This is a genomic window from Shewanella marisflavi (assembly GCF_023283925.1).
GTDB lineage: Bacteria > Pseudomonadota > Gammaproteobacteria > Enterobacterales > Shewanellaceae > Shewanella > Shewanella marisflavi.
In genome coordinates this window covers 1-25,700 of sequence record NZ_JAKIKX010000001.1, presented here as the reverse complement: position 1 = coordinate 25,700, position 25,700 = coordinate 1, and the positions used below count along the sequence as shown (strand labels likewise).

At 48.0% G+C, this 25,700-nt stretch carries 16 protein-coding genes, 2 rRNA genes and 1 pseudogene; 9 read left to right on the top strand and 10 right to left on the bottom strand.

Going from position 1 to position 25,700, the window contains the following annotated elements; genetic code table 11:
• Nucleotides 1–90: 90 nt before the first annotated feature.
• The 8 genes from L2712_RS00095 to ampD form a co-directional block, all read right to left on the bottom strand.
• Nucleotides 91–2,304, bottom strand: coding sequence for a patatin-like phospholipase family protein (locus L2712_RS00095; RefSeq protein ID WP_033539521.1), 2,214 nt, complete (start codon nt 2,302–2,304; stop codon nt 91–93).
• 100 nt (nt 2,305–2,404) lie between these two features.
• The gene (locus L2712_RS00090) at nt 2,405–6,859 is read right to left on the bottom strand and encodes an EAL domain-containing protein (RefSeq protein ID WP_248976520.1); all 4,455 of its coding nucleotides are present in this window, start codon (nt 6,857–6,859) and stop codon (nt 2,405–2,407) included.
• Nucleotides 6,860–7,000: 141 nt separating this feature from the next.
• A complete protein-coding gene (gene lpdA / locus L2712_RS00085) occupies nt 7,001–8,428 on the bottom strand; it encodes a dihydrolipoyl dehydrogenase (RefSeq protein ID WP_033540795.1) in 1,428 nt (475 codons plus the stop codon).
• A 153-nt stretch (nt 8,429–8,581) separates the two neighbouring features.
• Nucleotides 8,582–10,537, bottom strand: a complete 1,956-nt coding sequence (gene aceF / locus L2712_RS00080) for a pyruvate dehydrogenase complex dihydrolipoyllysine-residue acetyltransferase (protein ID WP_248976519.1) — start codon at nt 10,535–10,537, stop codon at nt 8,582–8,584.
• Nucleotides 10,538–10,548: 11 nt separating this feature from the next.
• Nucleotides 10,549–13,215, bottom strand: a complete 2,667-nt coding sequence (aceE, locus tag L2712_RS00075) for a pyruvate dehydrogenase (acetyl-transferring), homodimeric type (RefSeq protein ID WP_033540797.1) — start codon at nt 13,213–13,215, stop codon at nt 10,549–10,551.
• A gap of 70 nt (nt 13,216–13,285) precedes the next feature.
• A complete protein-coding gene (gene pdhR, locus L2712_RS00070) occupies nt 13,286–14,038 on the bottom strand; it encodes a pyruvate dehydrogenase complex transcriptional repressor PdhR (protein ID WP_033540798.1) in 753 nt (250 codons plus the stop codon).
• 279 nt (nt 14,039–14,317) lie between these two features.
• Nucleotides 14,318–15,169 (bottom strand): beta-lactamase regulator AmpE, encoded by an 852-nt coding sequence (ampE, locus tag L2712_RS00065; RefSeq protein WP_033540799.1) that lies wholly within the window; start codon nt 15,167–15,169, stop codon nt 14,318–14,320.
• 31 nt (nt 15,170–15,200) lie between these two features.
• A complete protein-coding gene (ampD, locus tag L2712_RS00060; protein ID WP_033540800.1) occupies nt 15,201–15,752 on the bottom strand; it encodes a 1,6-anhydro-N-acetylmuramyl-L-alanine amidase AmpD in 552 nt (183 codons plus the stop codon).
• A 277-nt stretch (nt 15,753–16,029) separates the two neighbouring features.
• On the opposite strand from ampD, the gene nadC reads away from it, so the two are divergent.
• From nadC to mutT, 9 genes and pseudogenes are all read left to right on the top strand, one after another.
• A complete protein-coding gene (nadC, locus tag L2712_RS00055; protein ID WP_248976518.1) occupies nt 16,030–16,911 on the top strand; it encodes a carboxylating nicotinate-nucleotide diphosphorylase in 882 nt (293 codons plus the stop codon).
• A 1,037-nt stretch (nt 16,912–17,948) separates the two neighbouring features.
• Nucleotides 17,949–18,051 (top strand): annotated as a pseudogene (locus L2712_RS00050) (prepilin-type N-terminal cleavage/methylation domain-containing protein); the annotation flags it as partial.
• Nucleotides 18,052–18,435: 384 nt separating this feature from the next.
• A complete protein-coding gene (gene pilB, locus L2712_RS00045; protein WP_248976517.1) occupies nt 18,436–20,145 on the top strand; it encodes a type IV-A pilus assembly ATPase PilB in 1,710 nt (569 codons plus the stop codon).
• 94 nt (nt 20,146–20,239) lie between these two features.
• Nucleotides 20,240–21,505, top strand: coding sequence for a type II secretion system F family protein (locus tag L2712_RS00040; RefSeq protein ID WP_248976516.1), 1,266 nt, complete (start codon nt 20,240–20,242; stop codon nt 21,503–21,505).
• 48 nt (nt 21,506–21,553) lie between these two features.
• Entirely contained in the window at nt 21,554–22,465 is a 912-nt protein-coding gene (locus tag L2712_RS00035; RefSeq protein WP_248976515.1) for a prepilin peptidase, read from the top strand.
• A gap of 24 nt (nt 22,466–22,489) precedes the next feature.
• Nucleotides 22,490–23,095, top strand: a complete 606-nt coding sequence (gene coaE / locus L2712_RS00030; protein WP_248976514.1) for a dephospho-CoA kinase — start codon at nt 22,490–22,492, stop codon at nt 23,093–23,095.
• Between the two features lie 8 nt (nt 23,096–23,103).
• The gene (gene zapD, locus L2712_RS00025) at nt 23,104–23,838 is read left to right on the top strand and encodes a cell division protein ZapD (RefSeq protein ID WP_033540806.1); all 735 of its coding nucleotides are present in this window, start codon (nt 23,104–23,106) and stop codon (nt 23,836–23,838) included.
• Between the two features lie 48 nt (nt 23,839–23,886).
• Nucleotides 23,887–24,099, top strand: a complete 213-nt coding sequence (yacG, locus tag L2712_RS00020) for a DNA gyrase inhibitor YacG (RefSeq protein ID WP_033540807.1) — start codon at nt 23,887–23,889, stop codon at nt 24,097–24,099.
• Complete coding sequence (mutT, locus tag L2712_RS00015) at nt 24,100–24,489, top strand: 8-oxo-dGTP diphosphatase MutT (RefSeq protein WP_248976513.1); 390 nt, start codon at nt 24,100–24,102, stop codon at nt 24,487–24,489.
• Between the two features lie 750 nt (nt 24,490–25,239).
• On the opposite strand, the gene rrf is transcribed toward mutT, so the two are convergent.
• Nucleotides 25,240–25,355: ribosomal RNA gene (gene rrf / locus L2712_RS00010) — 5S ribosomal RNA — on the bottom strand.
• A 251-nt stretch (nt 25,356–25,606) separates the two neighbouring features.
• A 23S ribosomal RNA gene (locus tag L2712_RS00005) occupies nt 25,607–25,700 on the bottom strand; the annotation flags it as partial.

Genomic DNA, 25,700 nt, shown 5'->3' with positions numbered 1-25,700 from the left:
GTTAGTTAAACCATTGCGAATGACACACTATCACCCCAGTCTGTCTGACTGTAGGGCGATTTTGTAACTTTGTATGACGCCCTTATCTGCCTACCAGTTCTTACCCAGAAACAGGAAGACAGTATTTTCGCCATCGTCAGTCCAGCCATAACCGATCGCGGCAGGACCTATGGGTGTATCAGTCCCCAGATAGAGGCTGCCACCATAGATAAGGTCGTCGAAGCTGACACTGTCTCGAATAGACCAGACATTACCCGCCTCAATACTGGTACCCACATAGAGAGGGTAATCAGTCATACCCAGCATGTCGCGCCCCAGATCGTATTGATAGATGAAGGCACCGAACAGCTTGTGCGGCCCCACCAAGGCATTCTTGTGGTATCCGGATAAGTTGAGGAAACCACCTAACTCAGACACGTTAACACTAAAGCCCCGCTCCTTATCCACTGTCGCCAGCGAGGCCTTACCCACGAAGGCATGATTGCCGACACTCAGGGCGCCGCGCCAATCGGCCTTGATCTGGAATGAAGTCTCGGAAGGATCTTCTCCAAAAATGTCGGGAGAATGCTCACGGCGATAGTACATATTAATGGTGACTCGATTACCCGAGGTCGGGAAGCTGATGCTGTCTAAGTCGTCGAAGCCAAATTTGAGGTAGGCACCATAGGAGCTATAGTCTTGCTCACCGATAAATACCGCATTATCCAGATAACCGCTTTCCCCCACCAAACCAACTTCAACTTTCCCTTCCTTGATATAGTTAAGACCAACGCCCAGCTCGGCGCGGAACCTAACCTGATCAAGTTCTATGACACGATTATTCTCTTCATAGAGGGTCCACTCTTTATTCTCATAACCCAATTCGGCACGGGAAAAATAACGCTGATCAGAATCCAAAGGCAGATACAGCTCAGAGGAGAGCAATTTCTCATAACCCAGACGCAGTTCATTGCGCCATTCGCCGCCATAAGCAGTGAGATCTGTCATGGTATAAGCGACATCAAACGCCACGGCAGAATCTAAGGTGAAGTCGTCTTCCCAGCTAAAGCCAAGCTGAAAGTAATTGGGTCCCCACGACTTGGCTCGGGTTTGCAGCACCATGACACGCCCCTCTTCGGTATCAATAAACTCGGCATTAACCCGCTCAAATTTATCTAAGGCGTAAACGTTATTTATCCCCTTCTCCAACTTGGCCTTATCGACCACCTCTCCTGGCTCTATGCCTAAGGTTTCTGCCAGCAGCTTCTGACTCACCAGAGAGTTATTGTCAAAACGTATTTCCACTACTGGTTGCGACAGGTTATAGAGCCAGCCTACGCTGACGGCATCTTTATGCGCCTGATAGGCAGCATACTGCTCTGAGGTCACGGTAAGTTGCTTTAGCCTATCTAGTTGCTGCTTAACGGCAACCTCACCCAAACGAAACGCTTCAGGCATGATGGTAAAGTCTGTGGTACTGAGCGCCCCCACCTCGGGGCGGATCAGGATATCTTGTGCGGTCAGCAACTGCTTCTGCCGCTCGGTACTGGCATTGGTCAACATGGTCGATAACTGATTTAACACGGCAACCGTACTTTCTAGGTGCTCTCGTGTCACCAAGGAGGAGCCGATATCCACGGCGATGACGATATCGGCGCCCATGGCCTTAACCACATCCACTGGCATATTGTTGGCGATACCGCCATCAACTACGATGCGGCCCTTATACTGAGCAGCCTGTAGCGCACCCGGCACTGTCGCCGACGCCTGCATGGCGTCGACCAGGCTACCACTGTCGATCACCACGGCGCCGCTGGTCTCGAGGTCGGTCGCCACCGCACGATAGGGGATCGGCAGCTCGTCAAAATGTTCGAACTTATGTACCAGATCTGTCGAGCGCTGTAGCAAAATAGACATAGACTGACCGTGCAGCAGGCCATTAGGGACCTTTATTTCATCGTCTCTATAACCCACATTGATCGGTAAATTAAATCGGTCGCGCTGCTGTTTGCCCCGATAACTAAGGTCTGCGCGGGGAATGGTATCTGAATAGCCTGCATTCCAGTTGGCGCCCATCATGATCTCTTCGATCTCTTCGGCGCTATAACCCAGAGCATACATGCCCCCCACATAAGCCCCAATACTGGTACCGGCAATATAATCGACGGGGATTTGTTCTGCCTCCAGCGCCTTAAGCACGGCGATATGAGCCGCTCCTTTGGCGCCGCCACCACTGAGTGCCAAGCCGATTTTAGGTCGCTCTTGGCTCACGGCTACACTAGAGAGACTCATTAGCAGAAAAATGAGTAGGAAAGGCTTGGTCATCGGCAGTTCATCATCTTATTGTTAAAGGAACAGGGCATTCTAACAAACATCTTAAATAACGAGAAAATTTTCACTTTTCAATAAGATTGTCTTAACAGTTCTACTGAAGTTGGGCATTGAGGTATTGCTCAAACTCCGTAGTGGCCATCGGCTTAGCAAAGTAGTATCCCTGAATGATGTAACAACCACGACTAAAGACCTGCTCCAGCTGTTCTTGGGTTTCCACCCCTTCGGCCACCACCTTCAACTTGAGGTTACGCGCCAGCTCTATAATACTGCTGGCAATCGCCTGGTCGGCCTCGTTGTTGGCGATATCGATAAGGAAAGATCTGTCAATCTTCAAGGTACTCACATCGAAGCTGCGCAGGTAAGCAAGGGATGAATAGCCAGTACCAAAATCATCGATAGCCACATCTATGCCTATGGCTCTGAGCGCCTCGAGATGATCTTTGGCCACATGTAGCTCTTTCATCAAAACGCCTTCGGTAATTTCCAGCCCCAACATCTTAGCCGGCATCCCCGATTCCTGGAGCGCCTGCTGCACATCCTGAATAAAGTCGGGCTGCCTGAAATGCACTGCCGACACGTTAACCGACAGTTTCAGATCTTCGCCGAACTCCTCACCCCACTTAGCTCCCTGAATACAGGCCTGTCTGATCACCCAGCGATCGATATCGATGATCAGTCCGCAAGACTCGGCCACCCGAATAAAAATATCGGGACGAATATAGCCCTCTGTAGGATGATGCCAGCGTAGCAACGCCTCCATGCCCACCACCTTGTCGTCTTTGAGGATATCGATCTGCGGCTGGAAATGGAGTTCAAACTCCTGCCTGTCTATCGCCTTGCGCAGCTCAGCTTCCAACTTAAGATGGTAGAGCGCTTCGGCATTACGTTCGGCCGAGAAGTACTGGAAATTACCACGCCCCTCATCTTTAGCATGGTACATCGCCTGATCGGCGTTTTTGATTAACACCTCAGGCTGCTTTGCATCATCCGGCCAGAGGCTTACCCCGATACTGGTAGAGATAAAGAACTCGCGACCATAGAGCTCGAACGGCTGCTCGATTTGGCGAATCAAGGCTTCACACAGGTGATTGACCTCATCGATATCTGCCATGTCTCGCATCAAAATAACAAACTCATCGCCACCGAAACGGCACAAGGTGTGATTATCGCTCACACAAGATTGCAGTCGACTAGCGGCTTCAACGAGTAAGGCATCCCCCATGCTGTGACCATAGGAATCGTTAACATTCTTAAAGCGATCCAGATCGAGGAAGATCAACGCCAGTTTTTCTTGGGTTTGTTCGGCGCGATGGATGCATTTGGCTAAGCGAGAGGCAAACAACGAGCGATTGGGCAGACCGGTGAGCACATCATAGTTAGCCAGGCGGCGCAGGTCCGCCTCGGTCTGCTTTCGCTCGGTAATATCGGAGAACACCGCCACATAGTGGCTAATAGCGCCACGCTCATCCGTCATGGTCGACAGATTTAACCACACGGGGCAGATAAGCCCCTCGGCACACTGAAACTCATGCTCTCCGGTCCAGGTGATCCCCTGCTCTAGCAGGATATTGATCTCATCACTTCGCTCTTCGCTGCTGTGCACCAACTGGGCAAAATAGCGGTCAATCAACTCATCGGCGGTCATGCCCAAAATCTTCTGCGCCGCCTTGTTAGAAACCCTAACCCGCTCATCAGCATCTAAGATAAGCACCCCTTCAGAGGTATTGGCAAAGGCTTGCGCTAACAGCTTAACGTCATCTTCTAAGCGACGCTGAGTGGTGATATCCGTGTAGATCCCCGCAACCTTTCTGACTTTGCCGCTCACGGCATCAAACTCAAGGGCTCGACCGCGCACACGAGTCCAGCCCCAAGAGTCATCTGGTCGACGGTAGCGGTAGTCGACATCAAGCCTGTCGTCCTGCTTAGACAATAGGCGCTTCCAGGCGCTAAACACCTTATCCTGATCATCGGCGTAGATGGGGAACTCTTCCATCTTAAGCTCAAAGGCATCTCCCTTATCGGGGAAATAGCGGCCACGATTTTCCAGCAAAAATGAGTCACTGTCGCTATGCCACTCCCACAATTCGGAGTCACTTCCTCGCAGCGATTGACGCAGTCTATCTTCACTATCTTTTAACGCCCGATTTACCCGTCTGAAGGCGCTAAGCTGCTTCTGGCGCAACAGCAGGAAATAGAGCCCCACCAACAACAAAGAGATAATGACCAAGGCCCTAAACCAGTCATAGTTCCACCAGTAATCTTCTACGACAAAGCTAAATGAATAGGGGGTTTGCGACCAGACACCATTTTGTTCACTGAGGATATCTAAGGTGTAGCGGCCCTCTTTAAGACCTGAGACGTTCACCTGAGACTGGCCCATCAGCTGAAGATACTTACTCTCTTCCGAGTTCTGACCATGGCGCAAACGATACTGTAATTGAAATGGAATATCGGTGAGATAATCCAGGCTGGTGAGTTGGAAGCTGATCAGACGCGCACCGGGCTTTATAAGCATGCCGGGGTCTGGAACCAGCTTTATCTCGGTACTGTCTTCATAAAAAACAGACACTGACTCCATCATGATGCCATCTTCTGCCAAACGATTACGCATTAAAGAGACATCAACCAGGCTCACACCATCAGGACTCCCGACAAACAAACCGGCACTTGGCTCATAATAAGCGGCACCATCGTTTAACTCATGGCTGATTAAACCATCCTGTTTCTCAATCACAGTCAAGCTGCCCGTGGTCAAGTCCTGCCGGATCAGAGAATTAGCACAGCCAAGCACGCGATAACCAGGCAACTGCTCGATAAAATAGATAGAGCTACAATCCACCTGCCAGTTGTCGGTCAGAAAATAGGTCAAGCCTGTTTTTGGATGATACTCCACTAAGCCCTTAGGCGAAGTGCCCAGCCATAGCACCCCCGAGTCCACCTCTTTGATATAACTGACGTCGATAGAGATATTGTTATCGGCAAAAATATCGATACGAGAGTAGAAGAGCCCCTTGTTATCTATATAGCCAAACAGATTCTCACCGCCTACCCACAGCTTGCCATCGGCCCCGCGGTAAATTGATCTAAGTGGGATCTGATGCTGAGTGCCATCAACTCCCTTAACGGGCATCCGGCTGGGCTCCAAGCTGCCTTTATCCCAATAAAACAGACCGGTAGCCGTAACAAACCACCAGCGTGAGGTAATAAGCGGATCTTTATAGGTGGAGTAGATCATCTTATTTTCGAGGGAAGTTCGCCCCCCGGAGATCTCGGCAAAGCGCAGCGTTTTCTGGCTCAATCTGTTATAGACAAACAGGCCATTGGTGGTCCCCAGCAGCAGATATTGCTCATCAAATGGGCTCACCATATAGACACTGTCATTCACCTCCAGCTCGTCAGGCACAAAGGTTTGACTCGTCTTTGCAACCCTATCTATCTCGATAAGCCCTTTATCAGTCCCCAGCCAGAGTTGCTGCTCATCGGCGTATATTGTCCACACCATCTCGTCACTAAGACGATATGGCGCACGCTGAGTAAAGTCGTCGATAACAAAATCAGGGTTATCGGCAATGATCGCCAGCCCATCACCCGAGCCACCAACCCATACCAAATCGTTACTATCGACCGCCAAATCATAGATATAATCCAAATCAGCTGCCAATTTTAAGTCATCGGTAAAGCGTTTGAGCTCTAAGGTATCTGGATGCCACTTGATCAGCCCCTCTCGTCCTGATAGCCAGAGAAAGCCCAACTTGTCCTGGGCCATCTGAGTCACATAAAAGGGAAGCTGCTCTACCTTTTCCAACGTCAAAGTATCTGGATAGACGCGGTACAAGCCGTTGCTCGACCCCAGCCAGAGCCGACCAGCTCTGTCTTCAAACAGACTCTTGATCTGACCCTGCTCCTCGGTCCAGGGAAACAGCCCTCGGAGCATGCCTAGGCTGTCTCTAAGCTGCAGCTCATAACTCTTACCCACAATAAGCTGCGAATCGCCAAATTGGGACAACACAAACCAAGGCATGTCGGGATCGGTGGGCAGAGCACTAATAAATGAGAGCGACATCGCCTCATAATCAAGGCGATACAATTCGCCATGGTAGCTTAGCAGTACATAACTGCCATCTTTCTGCCGAGTAATTGCCTGCAGGCCACCGCGATGAAACTCGGGAAAAAGCTGCGGCGTGCCGAGTTGCACAAACTTATCATTGATGATGTCGTACAGATAGGTGTTGGCATAACTGCTGACCAGTAGGTGTTTCTTACTGAGTGACTCGGTAAGATAGATATATTCATCGGAAAGACGAATAAGATTGGCATCTTTATCGATACGCCTAGCCTTGGTATCGCTGATACGGTACAGCCCCTGCTCGGTGGAGAGCCAAGTATAGCCATACTCATCGAAGCTGATATCGTTTACCGTGGCATTGTTGAGTCCATCCCGGGCACCAAATACCCTCTGCACCAGATCGCCGCCAACACTCGGCCCACTAACACAGAACAGCAGCAAACAAAGGCCTATTAAGCGTAACGCCTGGCTATAGCTCATAGAAGATCCCATTTAAAACAGACGGTACAACGGGGTTGGGGCATGGCGCAATAAACTTACAACTGTTACAAAAATATAATATATAAGTTAGCCTACCAAAAAAAAAGCGCTCAATGAGCGCTTTTTTTATTTAACAAGTAATTATTTTTTCTTCTTTGCCTTAGGGTTTGGCAAATCGGTAATTGAACCTTCATAGATTTCAGCGGCAAGACCAACTGACTCATGCAGAGTTGGGTGAGCATGGATGGTCAAAGCCAAATCTTCTGCATCGCAACCCATCTCGATAGCCAGACCGATTTCACCTAGGAGTTCACCACCGTTAACACCCACGATAGCACCACCGATCACACGATGAGTTTCCTTATCGAAAATCAGCTTAGTCATACCGTCTGAACAGTCTGAAGCAATCGCACGACCACTAGCCGCCCATGGGAAAGTCGCTGTTTCATAAGCAATACCTTGCTCTTTAGCTTCTTTCTCAGTCAGACCAACCCACGCCACTTCTGGATCTGTATAAGCGATTGATGGGATCACCTTAGGATCGAAGTAGTGCTTCATGCCAGCGATCACCTCAGCGGCAACGTGGCCTTCATGCACACCTTTGTGTGCCAGCATTGGCTGACCCACGATATCACCGATAGCATAGATGTGTGGTACGTTGGTGCGCATCTGCTTATCAACATTGATGAAACCACGCTCATCGATGTTCACGCCAGCCTTGTCAGCATCAATCAGCTTGCCATTTGGTGTACGGCCGATAGCAACCAATACCGCATCGTAGCGTACTGGCTCACTCGGTGCCTTCTTACCTTCCATAGACACATAGATACCATCTTCTTTCGCTTCAACGGCAGTCACTTTGGTCTCTAGGATCAGGTTAAACTTCTTCTTGATCTTCTTGGTGTAGACGCGAACGATATCTTTGTCAGCGGCAGGGATCACCTGGTCGAACATTTCAACCACGTCGATCTCACTACCCAGTGACGAATAAACAGTACCCATCTCTAGACCAATAATACCGCCGCCCATAACCAGCAGTTTGCCTGGCACTTCTTTCAGCTCTAGCGCATCGGTTGAATCCCAAATGCGTGGATCTTCATGAGGAATGAAAGGCAGTTGAATTGGACGAGAGCCCGCAGCGATAATCGCTTGCTCGAAGTGAACCACTTTCACGCCATCTTCACCGGCAACTTCGATAGTGTTAGGTCCAGTGAACTTACCGAAGCCATTCACTACGTTGACTTTACGCATCTTAGACATACCGCCCAGACCGCCAGTCAGCTGGCTGATAACACTCTGCTTAAACTCACGTAGTTTATCCAGGTCAATCTGTGGCTCGCCAAATACCACGCCGTGGTTTGAAATGGCTTTAGCTTCTTCGATCACTTTAGATACGTGCAGCAATGCCTTAGATGGGATACAACCCACGTTCAGACACACACCACCTAGGGTGCTGAAACGTTCAACGATAACAGTCTCCAGACCTAAGTCGGCAGCACGGAATGCTGCTGAATAACCTGCAGGGCCTGCACCTAAAACCACTACCTGAGTTTTGATTTCGTTACTCATGTTTTCCTCTATTCTTTCTCATTGTGTTGGGAGGAATTCCGGCCCAACCCATTATGACGCCAGCTTTTTGAACGTTAGTTCTTGTAAGGTGGCCGCATTTTAACCTTTCAAGGAGTTAAACAAAAGGCTACTCATGTTGAGTAGCCTTCATCATTACAAAATAAGTGTGCGTATGTCGGACAGCATACTTGACAGCGTGACGCTAAAGCGTGCTGCCATGGCGCCATCGATCACACGGTGGTCGTAAGACAAAGAGAGCGGCAACATTAACTTAGGCTCAAACTCTTTACCATTCCACTTAGGTTTAATCTCAGACTTAGATACGCCAAGAATCGCCACATCTGGATAGTTCACGATAGGCGTAAATGCCGTTCCACCAATACCGCCTAGGCTAGAAATGGTGAAGCAACTGCCTTGCATATCGGCTGCTTTCAGCTTGCCATCACGGGCCTTAACCGAAATTTCCATCAGCTCGGCTGACAGCTCGATAATACCCTTCTTATCGACGTCACGAACCACAGGCACCACCAAACCGTTTGGCGTATCAACCGCCACACCGATGTGGTAGTACTTCTTCTTGATCAGCGACTCACCATCGGCACTCAGGCTGGCGTTAAACACTGGGAACTGCTGCAGTGTCTTAGCAACCGCCTTCATCATAAACACCAGCGGGGTGATCTTAACGCCAGTCTTTTGCTTAGCAGCGATCTCGTTTTGCTGCTTACGGAAGGCTTCCATCTCAGTGATGTCTGCTTCGTCAAACTGGGTCACATGAGGGATAGTCACCCAGTTGCGATGCAGGTTAGGTCCAGAGATCTTCTGAATACGGCTCAGCGGTACTTCTTCCACTTCACCGAACTTAGCGAAATCAACCTTAGGCGCTGCAATCACCTGCAGGCCGCCTTCACCGGCGCCCACGCTAGTAGCCGCAGAGGCTTTCGGACGAGACAGCTCATACTTGATAAAGGCCTGAACGTCTTCTTTCAGAATACGTCCCTTAGGACCGGTACCAGTAACCTGAGTCAGGTCTGCACCAAATTCACGTGCCAGACGGCGAACCGCTGGCGAGGCGTGCACGGCACCCGTTGCAGGCTTGCTGCCGGCACTCGGGTGATGCGGCACAGGCGGCTTGTTCGCCGCAGGTGCTGGCGCACTGGCTTGCGGGGCTGAAGCTGCTGGTGCAGCCGCTGGCGCTGGAGCCGCCGCAGGGGCGCTTGACTGCGTCTCAATAGTCGCAATAACGCTACCTTGAGAAACCTTATCGCCTACCTTAACCGTCACAGAAACCAGTTTACCGGCGAACGGTGCTGGTACTTCCATGGTGGCCTTGTCGGTTTCCAGGGTGATCAGGCCTTGGTCAGCCTCGATCACATCACCCGCTGCTACCAAAACCTCGATAACATCGACATCAGACGCGTCGCCGATATCGGGTACGCTAATCTCTTTCACTTCAACGCTGGAAGTTGCCGCTGGCGCACTAGCTGCCTCTTGAGCAGGCGCACTTGCCGCTGGCGCAGCAGCTTCACCGCCGCTGACTTCAAGCATCAAGACCAGAGAACCTTGAGAGACCTTGTCGCCCACGGCCACTTTCATCTCTTTGACCACACCCGCAGCTGGCGCAGGGACTTCCATGGTCGCCTTGTCGGTTTCAAGCGTGATAAGCCCTGTGTCGACATCAATGCTGTCACCCACGGCCACCAGCACTTCAATCACGTCAACATCTGACGCATCACCGATATCCGGCACAGTGACTTCAATCACTTGCGCTGAGGCTGGAGCCGCAGCAGGAGCTGATTCAACAGGCGCAGCTGGAGCAGCAACAGGGGCGGCTTCTGCTGGCGCTTCAGAAGCAGGTTCGGCGGCTTGCGCTTCACCCGCTTCCATCATGGCGATCAGCGTTCCTTCAGAAACCGTATCGCCCACGGCGACCTTGAGCTCGGCAAGTTTACCGGCGAAAGGCGCAGGAATATCCATGGTCGCCTTGTCGCTTTCAACGGTAATGATAGATTCTTCGGCAGCGAGGTTATCGCCTACCGCAGCACAGATCTCAATAACCTGTACTTCATCCCCACCGATATCGGGGACTAAAACTTCTTTTAATTCAGCCATTTTTTATCCCCTTACGCGAACTGTGGGTTAATCTTGTCTGCATCGATGCCGTATTCGGCAATCGCCTTGGCAAGCACTTCGACAGGCAGTTCATTGCGGTCAACCAGCGACTTAAGCGCGGCGATCACGATGAACTTAGCATCCACTTCGAAGTGGTGACGCAGATTTTCGCGACTGTCACTGCGGCCGAAACCATCAGTACCCAACACCTTGTAGTCGGTAGGAACATAAGCACGTAGCTGCTCGCCATATATCTTCATATAGTCGGTGGCAACAACGGCTGGTGAATCGCTAGAAAGCACTTGGCTGATATAAGCCTGCTTAGGCGTCTCAGTTGGGTGCAGCATGTTGTAACGCTCTGCCGCCTGACCATCACGAGTCAGCTCATTGAAGCTGGTCACGCTAAATACATCAGATGAGATACCGAAGTCTTTCGCCAATGCCTGGGCCGCCTTGCGAACTTGCTCAAGGATGGTGCCACAGCCCATCAGCTGTACCTTACCTTTGCCGCTACCTGATACAGACTCAAGCTTGTAGATACCTTTAACAATGCCTTCCTCAGCGCCTTCTGGCATCTCAGGTTGAACATAGTTTTCGTTCATTGTGGTCAGGTAGTAGAAGATATCTTCTTGGTTTTCGCCGTACATGCGACGGATACCATCTTGAACGATAACTGCAATCTCATAACCATAAGTTGGGTCATAAGAGATACAGTTTGGAATTGTATTCGCCAATACATGGCTGTGACCATCCTGATGCTGCAGACCTTCACCGTTCAGGGTTGTACGACCTGACGTACCACCGACCATGAAGCCACGGGCTCGCATGTCACCTGCCGCCCATGCCATGTCGCCAATACGTTGGAAACCAAACATAGAGTAGTAGATGTAGAATGGGATCATTGGTGTATCGTTAACCGAGTAACTGGTCGCTGCAGACACCCATGAAGACATTGCGCCAAGCTCGTTAATACCTTCTTGCAGTACCTGACCCGACTTGTCTTCACGGTAGTAAGCCACCTGATCCGAATCTTGTGGCACGTACTTTTGCCCTTCATGGGCATAGATACCCACCTGACGGAACAGACCTTCCATACCGAAGGTACGCGCTTCATCAGGAATGATAGGGACAATGTTCTTACCTATCTTCTTATCTTTCAGTAGTGCAGTCAGGATACGCACAAACGCCATGGTGCTAGAGATCTCACGACCATTAGATCCTTTCAGGATAGAGTCGAAAATCTTCAGTGATGGCACTTCCAGATCTTCAGAGAACTTCTCGCGGCGAGCAGGCATAGAACCATGCAGCTCAGCGCGACGCTCAAGAAGATACTTCACTTCTTCCGAGTCTGGACCTGGGTGATAGAATGGGATCTCTTCTAGCTTGTCATCCGGAATTGGGATGTTAAAGCGATCGCGGAAGTAACGTACGGCGCTGATATCCATCTTCTTGACGTTATGCGCAATGTTCTTACCTTCACCGGCATCACCCAAACCATAACCTTTAACGGTTTTCGCTAAGATAACGGTTGGACGACCCTTAGTGTTTTTCGCGTGTTGTAGCGCGGCATAGATCTTAACCGGATCATGACCACCACGGTTTAGACGCCAGATATCATCATCTGACATGTTGGCAACCATTTCAGCCGTCTCTGGGTACTTACCGAAGAAGTGTTCACGGGTATAAGCACCACCTTTGGCCTTACAGTTTTGGTATTCACCATCAACGGTTTCTTCCATCAGCTGCAGTAGCTTACCGCTGGTGTCACGAGCCAATAGTGGATCCCAGTAACGACCCCAGATAACCTTAACCACTTCCCAGCCTGCGCCGCGGAATTCACCTTCAAGCTCTTGAATGATCTTGCCGTTACCACGTACAGGGCCGTCGAGACGCTGTAGGTTACAGTTAATCACAAACACTAGGTTATCCAGCTCTTCACGTGCCGCCAGGCCGATAGCACCTAATGCCTCAGGCTCATCACACTCACCATCGCCAAGGAAACAGTAAACGGTTTGCTCAGAACAATCTTTCAGACCACGGTCAGTCAGGTACTTAAGGAAACGTGCCTGATAGATAGCTTGAATCGGACCCAGACCCATAGATACCGTTGGGAACTGCCAGTAATCAGGCATCAACTTAGGATGTGGGTATGAAGAGAGACCCTTACCGTCTACTTCCTGGCGGAAATTAGCCATTTGATCTTCGGTTAAACGGCCCTCAAGGAAAGAACGCGCATAGATACCTGGGGCGATATGACCCTGGAAGTAGACTAAGTCACCGCCATCTTTCTCGTTTGGTGCACGGAAGAAGTGATTGAAACAAACGTCATAAATTGTCGCACTAGAGGCAAAACTCGAAATGTGACCACCCAGCTCAAGATCTTTCTTCGATCCACGAAGCACCATAGCTAGGGCATTCCAACGAATGATAGCGCGAATACGACGCTCCATCTCTTGGTTACCAGGCATATGTGGCTCTTGGCCCGCTGGAATAGTGTTCAAATACGCAGTCGTTGCTTTATAAGGCAGATGAGTACCGTTACGACGAGCCTTGTCGATAAGTTTCTCTAAGAGATAGTGAGCACGCTCTGGGCCTTCTTGCTCTAACACGGCTTGTAATGAATCGACCCACTCTTGAGTCTCTAACGGATCTAAATCTTGTAGCATATGTTCAGACATTTCGCAGTCCTTCCCTATATACATTAATTGTATGAGTTGAATAGTAAAAAGTGGCGACTAGACCATTGGTCTATGCGCCACTCTTCAAACGGCGCAGACTACGCTGCAACCGGCTATCTTCTTCCCTAACAGACAACATCACTTCCTCAATGTAGCTTAAGTGCTCGTTTGAGGCTTCTCTTGCTGCTTCTGGGTCACGGCGCACGATGGCGGCAAGCAGATCTTGCCTATGTTCGTTCGCCATCTTAGAGGCATCGGTTCTACGCCTTAGCAACTCTAAGTTTTGCGCCACATTTTTATGCAGCACGGGAGTTAAACTTAATACCAAATGCAGCATGGCCACGTTATGAGACGCTTCGGCAATGGCGCGATAAAAGCACACAATCGCCTCGGCCTTGGTCTCTATGTCAGAGGCGGCTTCAACTGCTTGGATTTTTTGTTTGATGTTTTGCATGTCCGCGTCGGTTCCCCGAAGCGCCGCAAAATAGGCCATCATGCCTTCAGTGGCGTGACGAAACTCGAGTAAATCGTATTGACTCTCAGAATCGCTGTGCATCAGCTCCACAATAGGATCAGCAAGGCTCTGCCAAAGTTGCTCTTTGACATAGGTGCCACCGCCCTGACGACGCAGCAGCAGGCCCTTTGCTTCTAACTTTTGAATTGCTTCACGAAGAGATGGTCGAGAGACTTCAAATTGCAGTGCCAATTCACGCTCTGGTGGTAACTTCTGACCTGGTTGCAGACTTCCTTCGAGGATCATCTGCTCCAACTGATTCATGATCACATCAGAAATTTTTGGCTGGTTAATTTTGCTATAAGCCATATGGCCCTCAGCTCCTATTGTAAATTGGTCTTACCAATTTAATTGACTGAGCGCACTTTATCAAATCACATTTCAGATGTCTAGTTCGTGATCCGCTTCATGTAAACTCACAATTTGTGAGAATAGCTTATTTTTACGTATAAGGGGTCTGACCTTTGCCCCACGTTTAGTGAGGCAAGATCTCAATCAGTCTACAAGCTGTTTGCAGCCCTAGTTGGAGCATCATCCTTTTGCTTATACCACGACTGACTTATACCACGACCCCAAAGCACGACTGACTTATACCACGACCCCAAAGATAGTCAGTAAAGAGAGACCTATCACGAGTAAGATAAAGTTACGCTTACTCAACTGTAGCAAAGAGATGGTGGATTGGACGCAAATTGGCGTAGGTGAATTAAATTCAATGGTCTCCGCGGCCAGAGCAACTTCAGAGATCACCTCCCTCGCCGGACAGCGCCAACACAGCGCCTGTTGACGCCAGCGAGCAAATGCCAACGAAAAATGGCCGCTGAGTACATAGCCCAGCGCGATTAAGCGACTCGGCAACCAATCTAACAACATCAAGGCCGTATCCACTAAAGGCAACTCTGCCCCGCGGCTTTTTGCATCATCGGAGAAATAACGCACTGTGCAATAAAGCACTGCCCCAGCAGGCCCGAAGAAGATAAGGTAGAGGGCCACGGCGCCATAGAAGCGGTAGTTGAGCCAGGCTACGGTTTGCCCCACCTTTTCGCCTAAATCTTTCTCAGATACGGCATTGAGGGACACATAAGGATCGAGTTCATCAGCAAAATGGTAACAGGCCTGAGCATCACCCCGGCAAGCCGCCTGAATATATTGCTTAAAGATCTGCCGCTGCTTAAGGTGGCTGAAACATAAAATAGAAACGCTTACCCAGAGTGCAAGACTCAGCAGCCCCCAGAACATCCCAGCAACAAACCAAGCCAGTACCTGCACCGCTATGGCGGGTAAAATCAGGGCGATAGCCATCATAAGATCATTCGCCAACTGCTTACGGCCAAAGAAACTCTTAGCATATAATGCCAATAAGGTTTCCAGCTGCCACGCTTGGGGGAGTAGCTTGAGACGCTCGATCATGATCGCCATCAACAAAGAAAACAGTGCCATCTACAATTCCCTCTCCTAACTTGTTAGCTTGCTATATTTGTTCATCCGTTAAACTGGCGCGATATCTCTGCCAATCGAAACTCTCACCGGGATCGGTTTTGCGACCGGGTGCAATGTCACTATGGCCGACGATCATATCTTTATTGAGCATAGGATATGCCTCAAACAAGACCAAGGTTAATTGTCTAAGCCGCTCATACTGCGCATCGGTATAGGCAATGCTATCGGTTCCCTCAAGTTCCACCCCGATTGCAAAGTCATTACAACCGCTTCGACCCGCGAACTGAGATAGCCCTGCATGCCAGGCGCGGTCATTACAGCTTACATACTGCACTAACTCCCCATCACGGCGGATCAAAAAGTGCGCCGACACCTCTAGCCCTTGAAGATCACAAAAGCTTTCATCCGCCTGGCTATCTAAACAGCCTTGAAACAGCTGATCGATATAGGGCAAGCCAAACTGGCCGGCTGGCAAACTGATATTGTGGATCACCAACAAGCTGACCTCACCGCAGGGGCGCTCGTTAAAATGGGGCGAGATACATTTTCGGCATTGCTCAACCCAGCCATTATCTAACGTCATTACAGCCACAGGCTAATCTACCTCCAAATAATATCAAGCCTTTAGCACTTTAACTCACTTTGGCTCAAGGCCGCCAGTAGGTCCCCATAGCAAAATACAAATCGACACATGGTCAGCTGACATTAGGAGAGAAATATCCCTGCTTTTTCAATTAGGGATTTGTTACTATTAACGGCATATAGTTAAGTGTTTGCGGCCATTAGATCACGACCGATACCCTATTGGTCATTCAAAGAGCGACTCACGGAGCGCCGCACACAGTCATGAGGATAGAAAGATGCTGGAAAATGACATTAGACTGGCAGTCAAAATCGCACTTGAAGAAGATTTAGGTTTTCAGGCCGATAGCAATCTTACCGCCGACGAAAAATTAAGCCTGGATATCACAGCCCAGCTTATTCCTAGCGATAAGTACGCAACAGCCACCCTAATTACTCGAGAGGAAGGGGTATTTTGTGGCAAAGCCTGGGCCGAGCAGGTCTTTAATCAGTTAGGTGGCGAAGTTGCCCTGCATTGGCATGTGGACGATGGCGATCTCGTCTTACCGAACCAAGTATTGTGCGAAATGTCAGGCTCAGCCCGCGCTATTTTGACCGGCGAGCGCAGCGCGATGAACTTTATCCAAACGCTTTCTGGTGTTGCCACCCTAACTAAGCTCTATGTCGATAGACTGGCCGGCACCCACTGTAAACTGTTAGATACCCGCAAAACGATCCCCGGCCTGCGCACCGCGCAAAAGTATGCCGTTACCTGTGGCGGCGGTAAGAATCATCGCATAGGCCTGTTCGATGCCTTCCTTATTAAAGAAAACCACATCATGGCCAGCGGCTCCATCGCCTCAGCGGTTAGCGCTGCCCGTCAATTGGCCAGTGATAAGTTAGTTCAAGTCGAAGTCGAAACGATTGATGAACTTAAGCAGGCTCTAGATGCCGGTGCAGATATCGTCATGCTCGATAATTTTGACGTCACCATGATGATTGAGGCTGTAGAGCTAAACAATAGCTATAGCGAAAACCAACGCGTTAAGCTCGAAGTCTCAGGAAACGTGACGTTAGATACCATCTCTGACTTTGCCAAGACAGGAATCGACTACATCTCGGTAGGCGCCCTAACCAAACACGTCAAAGCGCTAGATTTGTCTTTGAGATTGAAAGATTAACACTGAGGTGAAAACGTCTCTCAAGATAAATGTATGGCGTACTGCTTAAGAACAAGTATGGTAAGAGGTTAGGCGAGCGTCTAAAGACTGCTAAGAACAACAGACCTCTTACCAACACTTTTTTAACAATTCTAGCTGACAACACTCACTAGCACTGACTGGTATGTAATTTAATCAGTTTAGACAGGTCGTTTGGCCGCTGTAAAATTGACACTCAGGCTTCAAGCGCCAATTTTTCAATCAAAGTCATAAATACGCTATAACTTTTTTTACAAAAAAAAATTTTATTAGACAAATTCACCTTTAAATTAAGACTTTGATGCGATTTACGGTTCCCTTTTTGTTAACTTTGTACTAACTTTGGCTGTAGGCGAGATGGCCCTTTCGGCCAGCTTACCATGAAGGTAGACCGACTTAGTAAGTCGAAAGCATTAATTATCGTTAACTAAAGTAGCTCTCTAGTTAGTGGTAGGTTTAACGAAACATATCGTTAACATTTTTGTAGTTATCAGACGCTCAATTGTTCGTCTCGATAACTCATAAAAAGACACTACGCGAGAAACGAAAAAGTTAACTGTAAACAAATGATTTGGATGAGTTAAGCCGCCAAAATGGTGTAGTTTGCCGAATGTAGATAAATCAAACTTAGAGTGAAAGCCTAGATTGGAGTTGGATCAATAGTCATGTACTAACGACTGACCTCATTCAGGAATTCATAAAGACTAGTTGATAGCAATAACGATTTGATCAAGGACGACATCTAAGTGACGCAGGAGCGCACAGAGTAGAGCAGCTTTAGCCCTTATTTTAGGCTTATATTAAACATCGGCCTTAACCGTGGTAAATATAACCCGGTAAGTAGCAGTAATTAGTAGTGTTTCATAAGAAACATGACTATAACTACAAGGTCGGTGCTAGATTAAGCCGATGCTAAAAGAATAGGCTGTCATTGTATCTACATCAGTAAGAGATGAGTCGAGTCAGAGTTCTGTCAAACGGAGAGAGAAAAAATGAAAGGTATCAAAATGTCTCGTAACATGAGCAATGCTAAGGGTTTCACCCTAATTGAATTAATGATCGTTGTTGCAATCATCGGTATTCTCGCCGCAATTGCACTGCCTGCTTATCAGGATTACATAAAAAAATCTAATGCAACAAATGCAGTAGCTTCTATGAGCGGTTCAAAAATTAAGTTAGCAGAAAGATATTCTGTATATAATACGCTAGACTGTGGCGCAATAGCTGCTACTGCAGATGACCCTGCACTACCAGCTATAGCTTACTGCAAAGCAGGTGATACTTTAACAAATACAATTAGTGGTGTAACTGCTGAATTAAAGGCGGTTCCAGCAGCGAACGGTGAATTAGAATGGCAATGTTCTCTAACTGGAACCGGTGGTGCAGATGTAACAATTAAAAACTGCACAGCAAGCTAGATAATAAAGCTAATTCAGATATCAAGCCAAAATCAGATGAGCACATTTGGTTTTGGCTTCAATTAATTTATTAAGGCCCTGATGATTCATGCCGACCACAGGCTTACACCTTGGACTATCGACCCTTTTTATTCGCAAACAATTACTTAGCGAAGATCAGATCTCATCAGCTATCTCGAAATCTCGTCAAACAAAATTATCCCTAGTATCAACTATAATCTCAGAGAAACTATTGTCCGCCCGCGAAATAGCCGAGCTCTGCTATGAAGAATATGGCACTCCCTTATTAGATCTCAATGAGTTTGATATCAGTAGCATTCCCGAAGATTTCCTCAACAAAAAACTGATCGAAAAGCACAAATGCTTACCCTTGTTTAAGCGCGGAAATCGACTTTATATTGGCACATCAGACCCGACCAACATTGCCGCCTTAGAAGACTTTCAGTTCAGCGCCGGCCTACATGCCGAAGCCATTCTGGTTGAAGATGACAAGTTGACTGTAGCGCTTGAGAAAGTTCTCGAAGAAGATATCTCGGCGCTCGACCTAGACGGTATAGATGAAGATTCTCTGTCCGGCATAGAAATTAGCGATACCGACAAACGCCAGGAAGAGCAGCAAGGCGATGCCAGTGATGACGCCCCCATCGTTATCTATATCAATAAAATCTTAACTGATGCCATACGTAAGGGCGCATCTGACTTACATTTTGAGCCCTATGAGAAGCGCTACCGTATTCGTTTTCGTATCGATGGGATTTTACATGAAGTCTCTGAGCCGCCGGTGAATTTAGCTGGTCGTATATCAGCTCGCCTTAAGGTAATGTCAAAGCTAGATATCGCCGAGCGCCGCGTGCCTCAAGATGGGCGCATCAAGATGAAGCTGTCTCGCACCAAATCTATCGATTTTCGTGTCAGTACCTTGCCGACAATTTGGGGCGAAAAGATCGTAATGCGTATCTTGGACTCCTCTTCTGCCCAACTCGGCATCGAAAAACTCGGCTATGAAGATGACCAACGCAAGCTCTATGAAGAGATGCTGGCAAAACCTCAGGGGATGATCTTGGTCACCGGCCCTACAGGTTCAGGTAAAACAGTGTCCCTGTATACAGGCCTTAATATTCTCAATACAGAAGAGCGCAATATCTCTACCGCAGAAGATCCAGTCGAAATTAACCTAGAAGGGGTCAACCAGGTTCATATTAACTTAAAGGCCGGACTCACCTTCGCCTCTGCGCTGCGATCTTTCTTGCGTCAAGACCCCGACGTAGTCATGGTAGGTGAAATCCGTGATCTGGAAACCGCCGAAATTGCCATAAAGGCAGCACAAACAGGCCACTTGGTACTGTCAACTCTCCACACTAACTCGGCCGCCGAAACCCTAACTCGTCTAATTAACATGGGCGTGCCTGGTTATAATATTGCGAGTTCTGTAAACCTGATTATCGCTCAGCGTCTGGCACGAAGACTCTGCACCGAATGTCGCCAACCCGAAGAGGTACCAGAACACGAACTACTCAGATTAGGCTTTACCCAAGCACAAATTGACGAAGGCTTTACCGTCTACAAACCTGTTGGTTGCGACCTCTGCTCCGGTGGCTACAAAGGACGTGTCGGTATTTATGAGGTAATGAAGATGTCAGATGAGATTGCCCGTACTATTATGGAAGGAGGCAACTCACTGCAAATCGCTAATCAGGCCAAAGAGCAAGGCATGCGCGATCTGAGAGATTCAGGCCTACGCAAGGTCATTGCAGGCGTAACCAGTATCGCCGAAATAAACCGCGTCACCAGTTTTTAAAGAAGTCGTAAGTGGTAACGTAAGACTCTGTTAAGTAGTCTCTTTACTAGTGATTACTGCTTATAACTTAACACTTTTCAACAAAGGATTTTCCATGGCTAGCGCATCACTCGCAAAAACAACCAATAAAAAGCAAAAAGCTGCCAAGGCGCAACCTAAGGTCGTCACCTTCGAGTGGAAAGGCACCAACCGTGACGGCAAAAAAACCAGTGGTGAGCTGCGAGGCACCTCGTCGGCAGAAATCAAGGCGCTGCTAAAATCCCAAGGGGTTAACCCCAAGGTCGTTAAGAAAAAGCCCGAGTCACTATTTAAAAGCGACCCCAAAATCAAGGCGATGGATATCGCCATGATCACTCGCCAGATAGCGACTATGCTGGCGGCGGGCGTACCTATCGTCACCACCTTAGAGATGTTAGGCCGAGGCCATGAAAAACCTCGTATGCGTGAATTGCTGGGAACCATTGTTGCCGATGTACAATCAGGTATTCCATTATCAGATTCATTAAGACCGCACAGACAATATTTCGACGACCTCTATGTAGACTTAGTTGCCGCTGGTGAGCACTCAGGCTCCCTCGATGCGGTATTCGATCGCATCGCAACTTACCGCGAAAAGGCTGAGGCGCTCAAATCAAAAATCAAAAAGGCCATGTTCTACCCTGCTGCTGTTGTGGTCGTTGCTATCGGTGTAACAGCGCTACTATTGCTCATGGTAGTTCCTCAATTTGAGGAGATCTTTGCAGGTTTTGGCGCAGAGTTACCCGCATTCACTCAAATGATTGTTGGCATATCAAGATGGCTTCAGTCCTCTTGGTACTTCTTTGTCATTGCCATAATCATAGGTATTTGGTCATTTAAACGTGCTCATTTAAAATCAGAAACCTTTAGAAACAGAGTGGACGAATTTGTATTAAAAATACCCGCTATTGGCCCGATTCTTCATAAGGCAGCCATGGCGAGATTCTCTAGAACTTTGGCAACCACCTTTGCTGCAGGCGTGCCACTTATCGATGGTCTTGAGTCTGCCGCAGGCGCCTCAGGCAACTATGTGTATCGAAGCGCACTGATTAAAGTGCGCAGCGAAGTGATGTCAGGGATGCAGATGAATGTCGCGATGCGCACCACGGGACTGTTTCCCGACATGCTAATTCAGATGGTAATGATAGGCGAAGAATCTGGTGGCCTCGATGAGATGCTCAACAAGGTCGCTAATATCTATGAGATGCAGGTCGATGATGCTGTCGATGGCCTATCAAGCCTTATCGAGCCCATCATGATGGTGGTGATTGGTACCCTGGTAGGTGGTCTTATCATCGGTATGTATCTGCCTATCTTCCAAATGGGTAATGTGGTTGGTTAAACCCCGAGCGAGTCACCTAGTTTTTAATAACAAGAATAAGCATCTTCAATGACTGAATTTATCCAATTAATGGCTCAGTACCCTGTACTGTTTGCCGCAATCTCTTTCGTTTTCGCTGCGACTATTGGCAGCTTTTTAAATGTGGTGATTCACCGCCTTCCGGTCATGATGAAAAGGGAATGGCAGCAAGAGTGCAATCAGTATCTTGAGGAATACCATAAATCCACCATCAAGGAGATTGAAAACAAGTTAGCTCAGCCAATTGATGATTACCCTGAAAAATATAACCTCATCGTCCCAGGCTCTGCTTGTCCTATATGTAAAACCAATATCAAACCTTGGCACAATTTGCCCATTTTTGGTTGGTTAATGCTCGGCGGGAAATGTGCTAACTGCAAAACCAACATATCTGCCAGATACCCTATTATTGAGGCTATTACAGGGTTGGCTGTTTCCTATCTCGCCTATTACTTTGGCCCTAGCTGGCAGTTTGTCTTCGCGACCATACTTACCTTTGGCCTGATAGCCTTAACGGGCATAGATCTCGATGAGATGTTGCTGCCCGATCAAATCACTCTGCCACTCTTGTGGCTCGGTCTTCTCATTAACCTTGATAGCACCTATGTCTCGCTAAGCGATGCAGTGATTGGCGCTGCAGCAGGTTATATGAGTCTCTGGAGTGTCTTCTGGAGCTTCAAGCTGCTAACAGGTAAAGAAGGTATGGGCTATGGCGACTTTAAACTACTGGCTGTGTTCGGCGCTTGGTTTGGCTGGCAGTTACTTCCCCTGATTATCCTACTATCATCTATTGTCGGCGCCCTCGTTGGGTTACTTCTTATCGTCAATAAGAAGATCAACTCAGGCAACCCCATTCCATTTGGGCCATATATTGCGTTAGCAGGCTGGATAGCGATGATCTGGGGAGAGAGAATCACTAACTGGTACCTCTCCACCCTTTAAACATCAACAAACTCAGAGATTATCATGGCTAATTTTGTTGTCGGCCTCACTGGCGGTATAGGAAGTGGCAAGACCACAGTGGCGAACCTGTTTGCAGAATTAGGTATCGATCTTGTCGACGCCGATGTCGTGAGTCGACAAGTGGTAGCAAAAGGTACCAAAGGCTTAGCCGAAATTGCAGAGCATTTCGGCGGCGATATTTTGCTTGAAAATGGCGAGCTAAATCGAACAGCCCTAAGAGATAGGATATTTAACAATCCCACCGAGAGAGAATGGCTTAACAACCTATTACACCCCATAATCCGATCAGAAATGTTAACACAATTGCAAAACTCAACCTCAAACTATGCAATTTTGGTTGTCCCCTTGCTATTTGAGAATGGTTTAGATAGGTTAGTGAATTGCACTTTAGTGGTTGATATTTCGCCAGAGTTACAGATTCAGCGAACGACGCTAAGAGACGCTGTCGATGCAGAGCAAGTACAAAATATAATAGCTAGCCAGGCAAGCAGAGATGAGAAGTTATCCAAAGCTGACGATGTTATCGACAATCAAGGATCGATATCAGCATTAAGAAGTAAGGTTTCTGCATTACATAATAAATACATAAAATTAGCCGCACAAACTTAATTATCGTCATGAATGAATTGATCTACGAACAGCCATTAAACGAGAAAACACGTAGCTATCTTAGGCTCGAATATCTCGCGAGCCAGGTACAAAGTAATTTAGATCAAGACCATCAACATCGCTGTTTCTATCCACTATTTTCGCTCTGCGAACTTACTGAACGTTGTGATTATCGCAGCGAAATCATTAAGGATATCGACAAGCAGCTGCTTAATCTAAAAAAGTGGCAGCACTTGCCTCATATTGATGAACAGCAAGTTGAGCATTACATTCATCAAATGCAACAAGCTAGAGCTCAGCTCATCGGCTGTGAGCGCCCAGGACAAAAGCTAAAGCAAGATAGGTTTTTATCAGCATTAAGGCAGCGCTTTGGCATGCCAGGCGCATGCTGTAACTTTGACCTGCCGCAGTTACACTACTGGTTGGCTAAACCTTGGGAAGTACGCCAGCAAGAGTATAAGGCATGGACAAGCCACTTCGATTGCTTACTCAACCCAATTAAGTTGTTACTTGAATTAACGCGTAATACAACCATCTATAATCCAGCAACGGCTACCGCCGGCTTCTACCAAGGCTCTAGCAATCAAGCACTATCTCTGATTCGAGTTAAGATAGATCCAGAACAGGGATGCTACCCCACAATTAGCGGCAACCGTAATCGTTACGCCATCCACTTTGTATTGTTTGACCAACAAAAGCACTCAGATAAATCAATCGACTTTATGTTGGCAACCTGCACCTAAAGTGATTACCATAGCCCGACTGTCATTCATCGGCCTATGGAAGTAATTATGCCAACCACAGTTAAGTGCCCGACCTGTCAAAAAGAGGTAGTTTGGTCAAAAGAATCCAAATTCAAGCCCTTTTGCAGCGAAAGATGCAAACTCATCGATCTTGGCGATTGGGCCTCTGAGAAACATGCTATTCCAGTGAAACCTGAATTTGATCCAGAAACCCTAGATTCCCTTGGCTATGAAGAATCTGATTTTTTTAAGGATCAATAGATGAAAAGAGTCCATGTTGCTGTCGGCATCATATTCGACACTGATAACAAGATATTACTCGCTAAACGTCCTCAGCACCTTCACCAAGGCGGCAAATGGGAATTCCCAGGCGGTAAGGTCGAACAGGGTGAAACGACCTCTGAAGCCTTGATAAGAGAGTTGAGGGAAGAAGTGGCGTTAGAAGTGGCATCGACAAGCCCACTAATGGCCATCTCATACGACTACCCTGACAAACAGGTGTATCTCGACATACACACAGTTAAGTCCTTCACAGGGCAAGCTAAAGGGCTCGAAGGTCAACTTATTCAATGGGCTGAACTTGCTGATCTCAAAGATTATGATTTTCCCGCGGCGAACCAACCCATAGTAGAAAAACTCCTCTCTTTATAGTCATTCACCTCAAAGCCCGAATCCTAATATCGGGCTTTTTTAATGACTAAAGTACTATCCACACATAATTGGATATCAAATAACAATCCGCTGCCCAGTAAGTAATTACCCTGTTATTTATAAGAAAGTCGCCTATCATCGCCAGCTTCAAACCAAATACGAGGTGCTTACTCGCCCCTCATATCATAGCGAAGCAGCTAGGCTGCGAGCTGGGGGAAAGGCACATGCATGTGCCGAATGTCATAAACGCAGGATGCTGTTTATGACCAAGCTCAGCGATATAGAGGAAGCGCTAGTCATGGCCTGCTTCGAGCCATACATCAGATATTGACTCAACGCTCCTCTCACATGGGGGCGTAAGACATCCGTTTATCAAGCGAAGCTTGATGGATGGCTGTAGCGCGAAGCAGCTAGACTGCGAGCAAGGCACATGGATGTGCCGAATGTCATAAACACAGGATGCAGTTTATGACCAAGCTCAGCGGCGGGACGACGAAAATAAGCGACTGTTATGGCCAGCTTCAGCCACATTTAGATATTTGTACAAACATACGCTCACATGGGGGCGAAAGGCATCCGTTTATCAAGCGAAGCTTGATGGATGGCAGGAGCGCGAAGCAGCTAGACTGCGAGCTGAGGGGCGCACACTGCTTAAGCAGCTTTGGACTGCAGGTGAAGTAGATGCTTTCGCAGAGCGTAGAAAGCAAAAAGCCCTAGCGATTTAGGCTAGGGCTTTTTGCTTTATTAGGCGTCTGGAAATGACCTACTCTCACATGGGGAGACCCCACACTACCATCGGCGCGATTGCGTTTCACTTCTGAGTTCGGGATGGGATCAGGTGGGACCACAATGCTATGGTTTCCAGACAAATTCTTACTGGTTAATTCTTCGTCTGACGGCATTGTTTCCTCGCTGCAGTGCTCATGTACTCTAGTACACTCCGCGCTTCGCTTCGTTACGGCTTTGTCAGCCAAACAATTACCTGCGTAATTAACCAAAATAATAAATTTGAAAAGCTGCACTCTTTATTCAAGAGCTAATTTGAGTCCGCACTTCAATCAAGTACTTGTATTCTTCTGATTCAGTAACCATTGCTTACGAAACCCTTTTGGGTTGTATGGTTAAGCCTCACGAGTCATTAGTACAGGTTAGCTCAACGCCTCACAACGCTTACACACCCTGCCTATCAACGTCCTAGTCTCGGACGGCTC

Excerpts from the sequence above, each read along its gene's own strand:
- aceF (WP_248976519.1), bottom strand. The coding sequence starts at position 10,537 with ATGGCTGAATTAAAAGAAGTTTTAGTCCCCGATATCGGTGGGGATGAA.
- ampD (WP_033540800.1), bottom strand. The coding sequence starts at position 15,752 with ATGACGTTAGATAATGGCTGGGTTGAGCAATGCCGAAAATGTATCTCG.
- mutT (WP_248976513.1), top strand. The coding sequence starts at position 24,100 with ATGAAAAGAGTCCATGTTGCTGTCGGCATCATATTCGACACTGATAAC.
- L2712_RS00040 (WP_248976516.1), top strand. The coding sequence starts at position 20,240 with ATGGCTAGCGCATCACTCGCAAAAACAACCAATAAAAAGCAAAAAGCT.
- L2712_RS00035 (WP_248976515.1), top strand. The coding sequence starts at position 21,554 with ATGACTGAATTTATCCAATTAATGGCTCAGTACCCTGTACTGTTTGCC.
- coaE (WP_248976514.1), top strand. The coding sequence starts at position 22,490 with ATGGCTAATTTTGTTGTCGGCCTCACTGGCGGTATAGGAAGTGGCAAG.
- pdhR (WP_033540798.1), bottom strand. The coding sequence starts at position 14,038 with ATGGCTTATAGCAAAATTAACCAGCCAAAAATTTCTGATGTGATCATG.
- pilB (WP_248976517.1), top strand. The coding sequence starts at position 18,436 with ATGCCGACCACAGGCTTACACCTTGGACTATCGACCCTTTTTATTCGC.
- yacG (WP_033540807.1), top strand. The coding sequence starts at position 23,887 with ATGCCAACCACAGTTAAGTGCCCGACCTGTCAAAAAGAGGTAGTTTGG.
- L2712_RS00095 (WP_033539521.1), bottom strand. The coding sequence starts at position 2,304 with ATGACCAAGCCTTTCCTACTCATTTTTCTGCTAATGAGTCTCTCTAGT.
- nadC (WP_248976518.1), top strand. The coding sequence starts at position 16,030 with ATGCTGGAAAATGACATTAGACTGGCAGTCAAAATCGCACTTGAAGAA.
- aceE (WP_033540797.1), bottom strand. The coding sequence starts at position 13,215 with ATGTCTGAACATATGCTACAAGATTTAGATCCGTTAGAGACTCAAGAG.
- L2712_RS00090 (WP_248976520.1), bottom strand. The coding sequence starts at position 6,859 with ATGAGCTATAGCCAGGCGTTACGCTTAATAGGCCTTTGTTTGCTGCTG.
- ampE (WP_033540799.1), bottom strand. The coding sequence starts at position 15,169 with ATGGCACTGTTTTCTTTGTTGATGGCGATCATGATCGAGCGTCTCAAG.
- lpdA (WP_033540795.1), bottom strand. The coding sequence starts at position 8,428 with ATGAGTAACGAAATCAAAACTCAGGTAGTGGTTTTAGGTGCAGGCCCT.
- zapD (WP_033540806.1), top strand. The coding sequence starts at position 23,104 with ATGAATGAATTGATCTACGAACAGCCATTAAACGAGAAAACACGTAGC.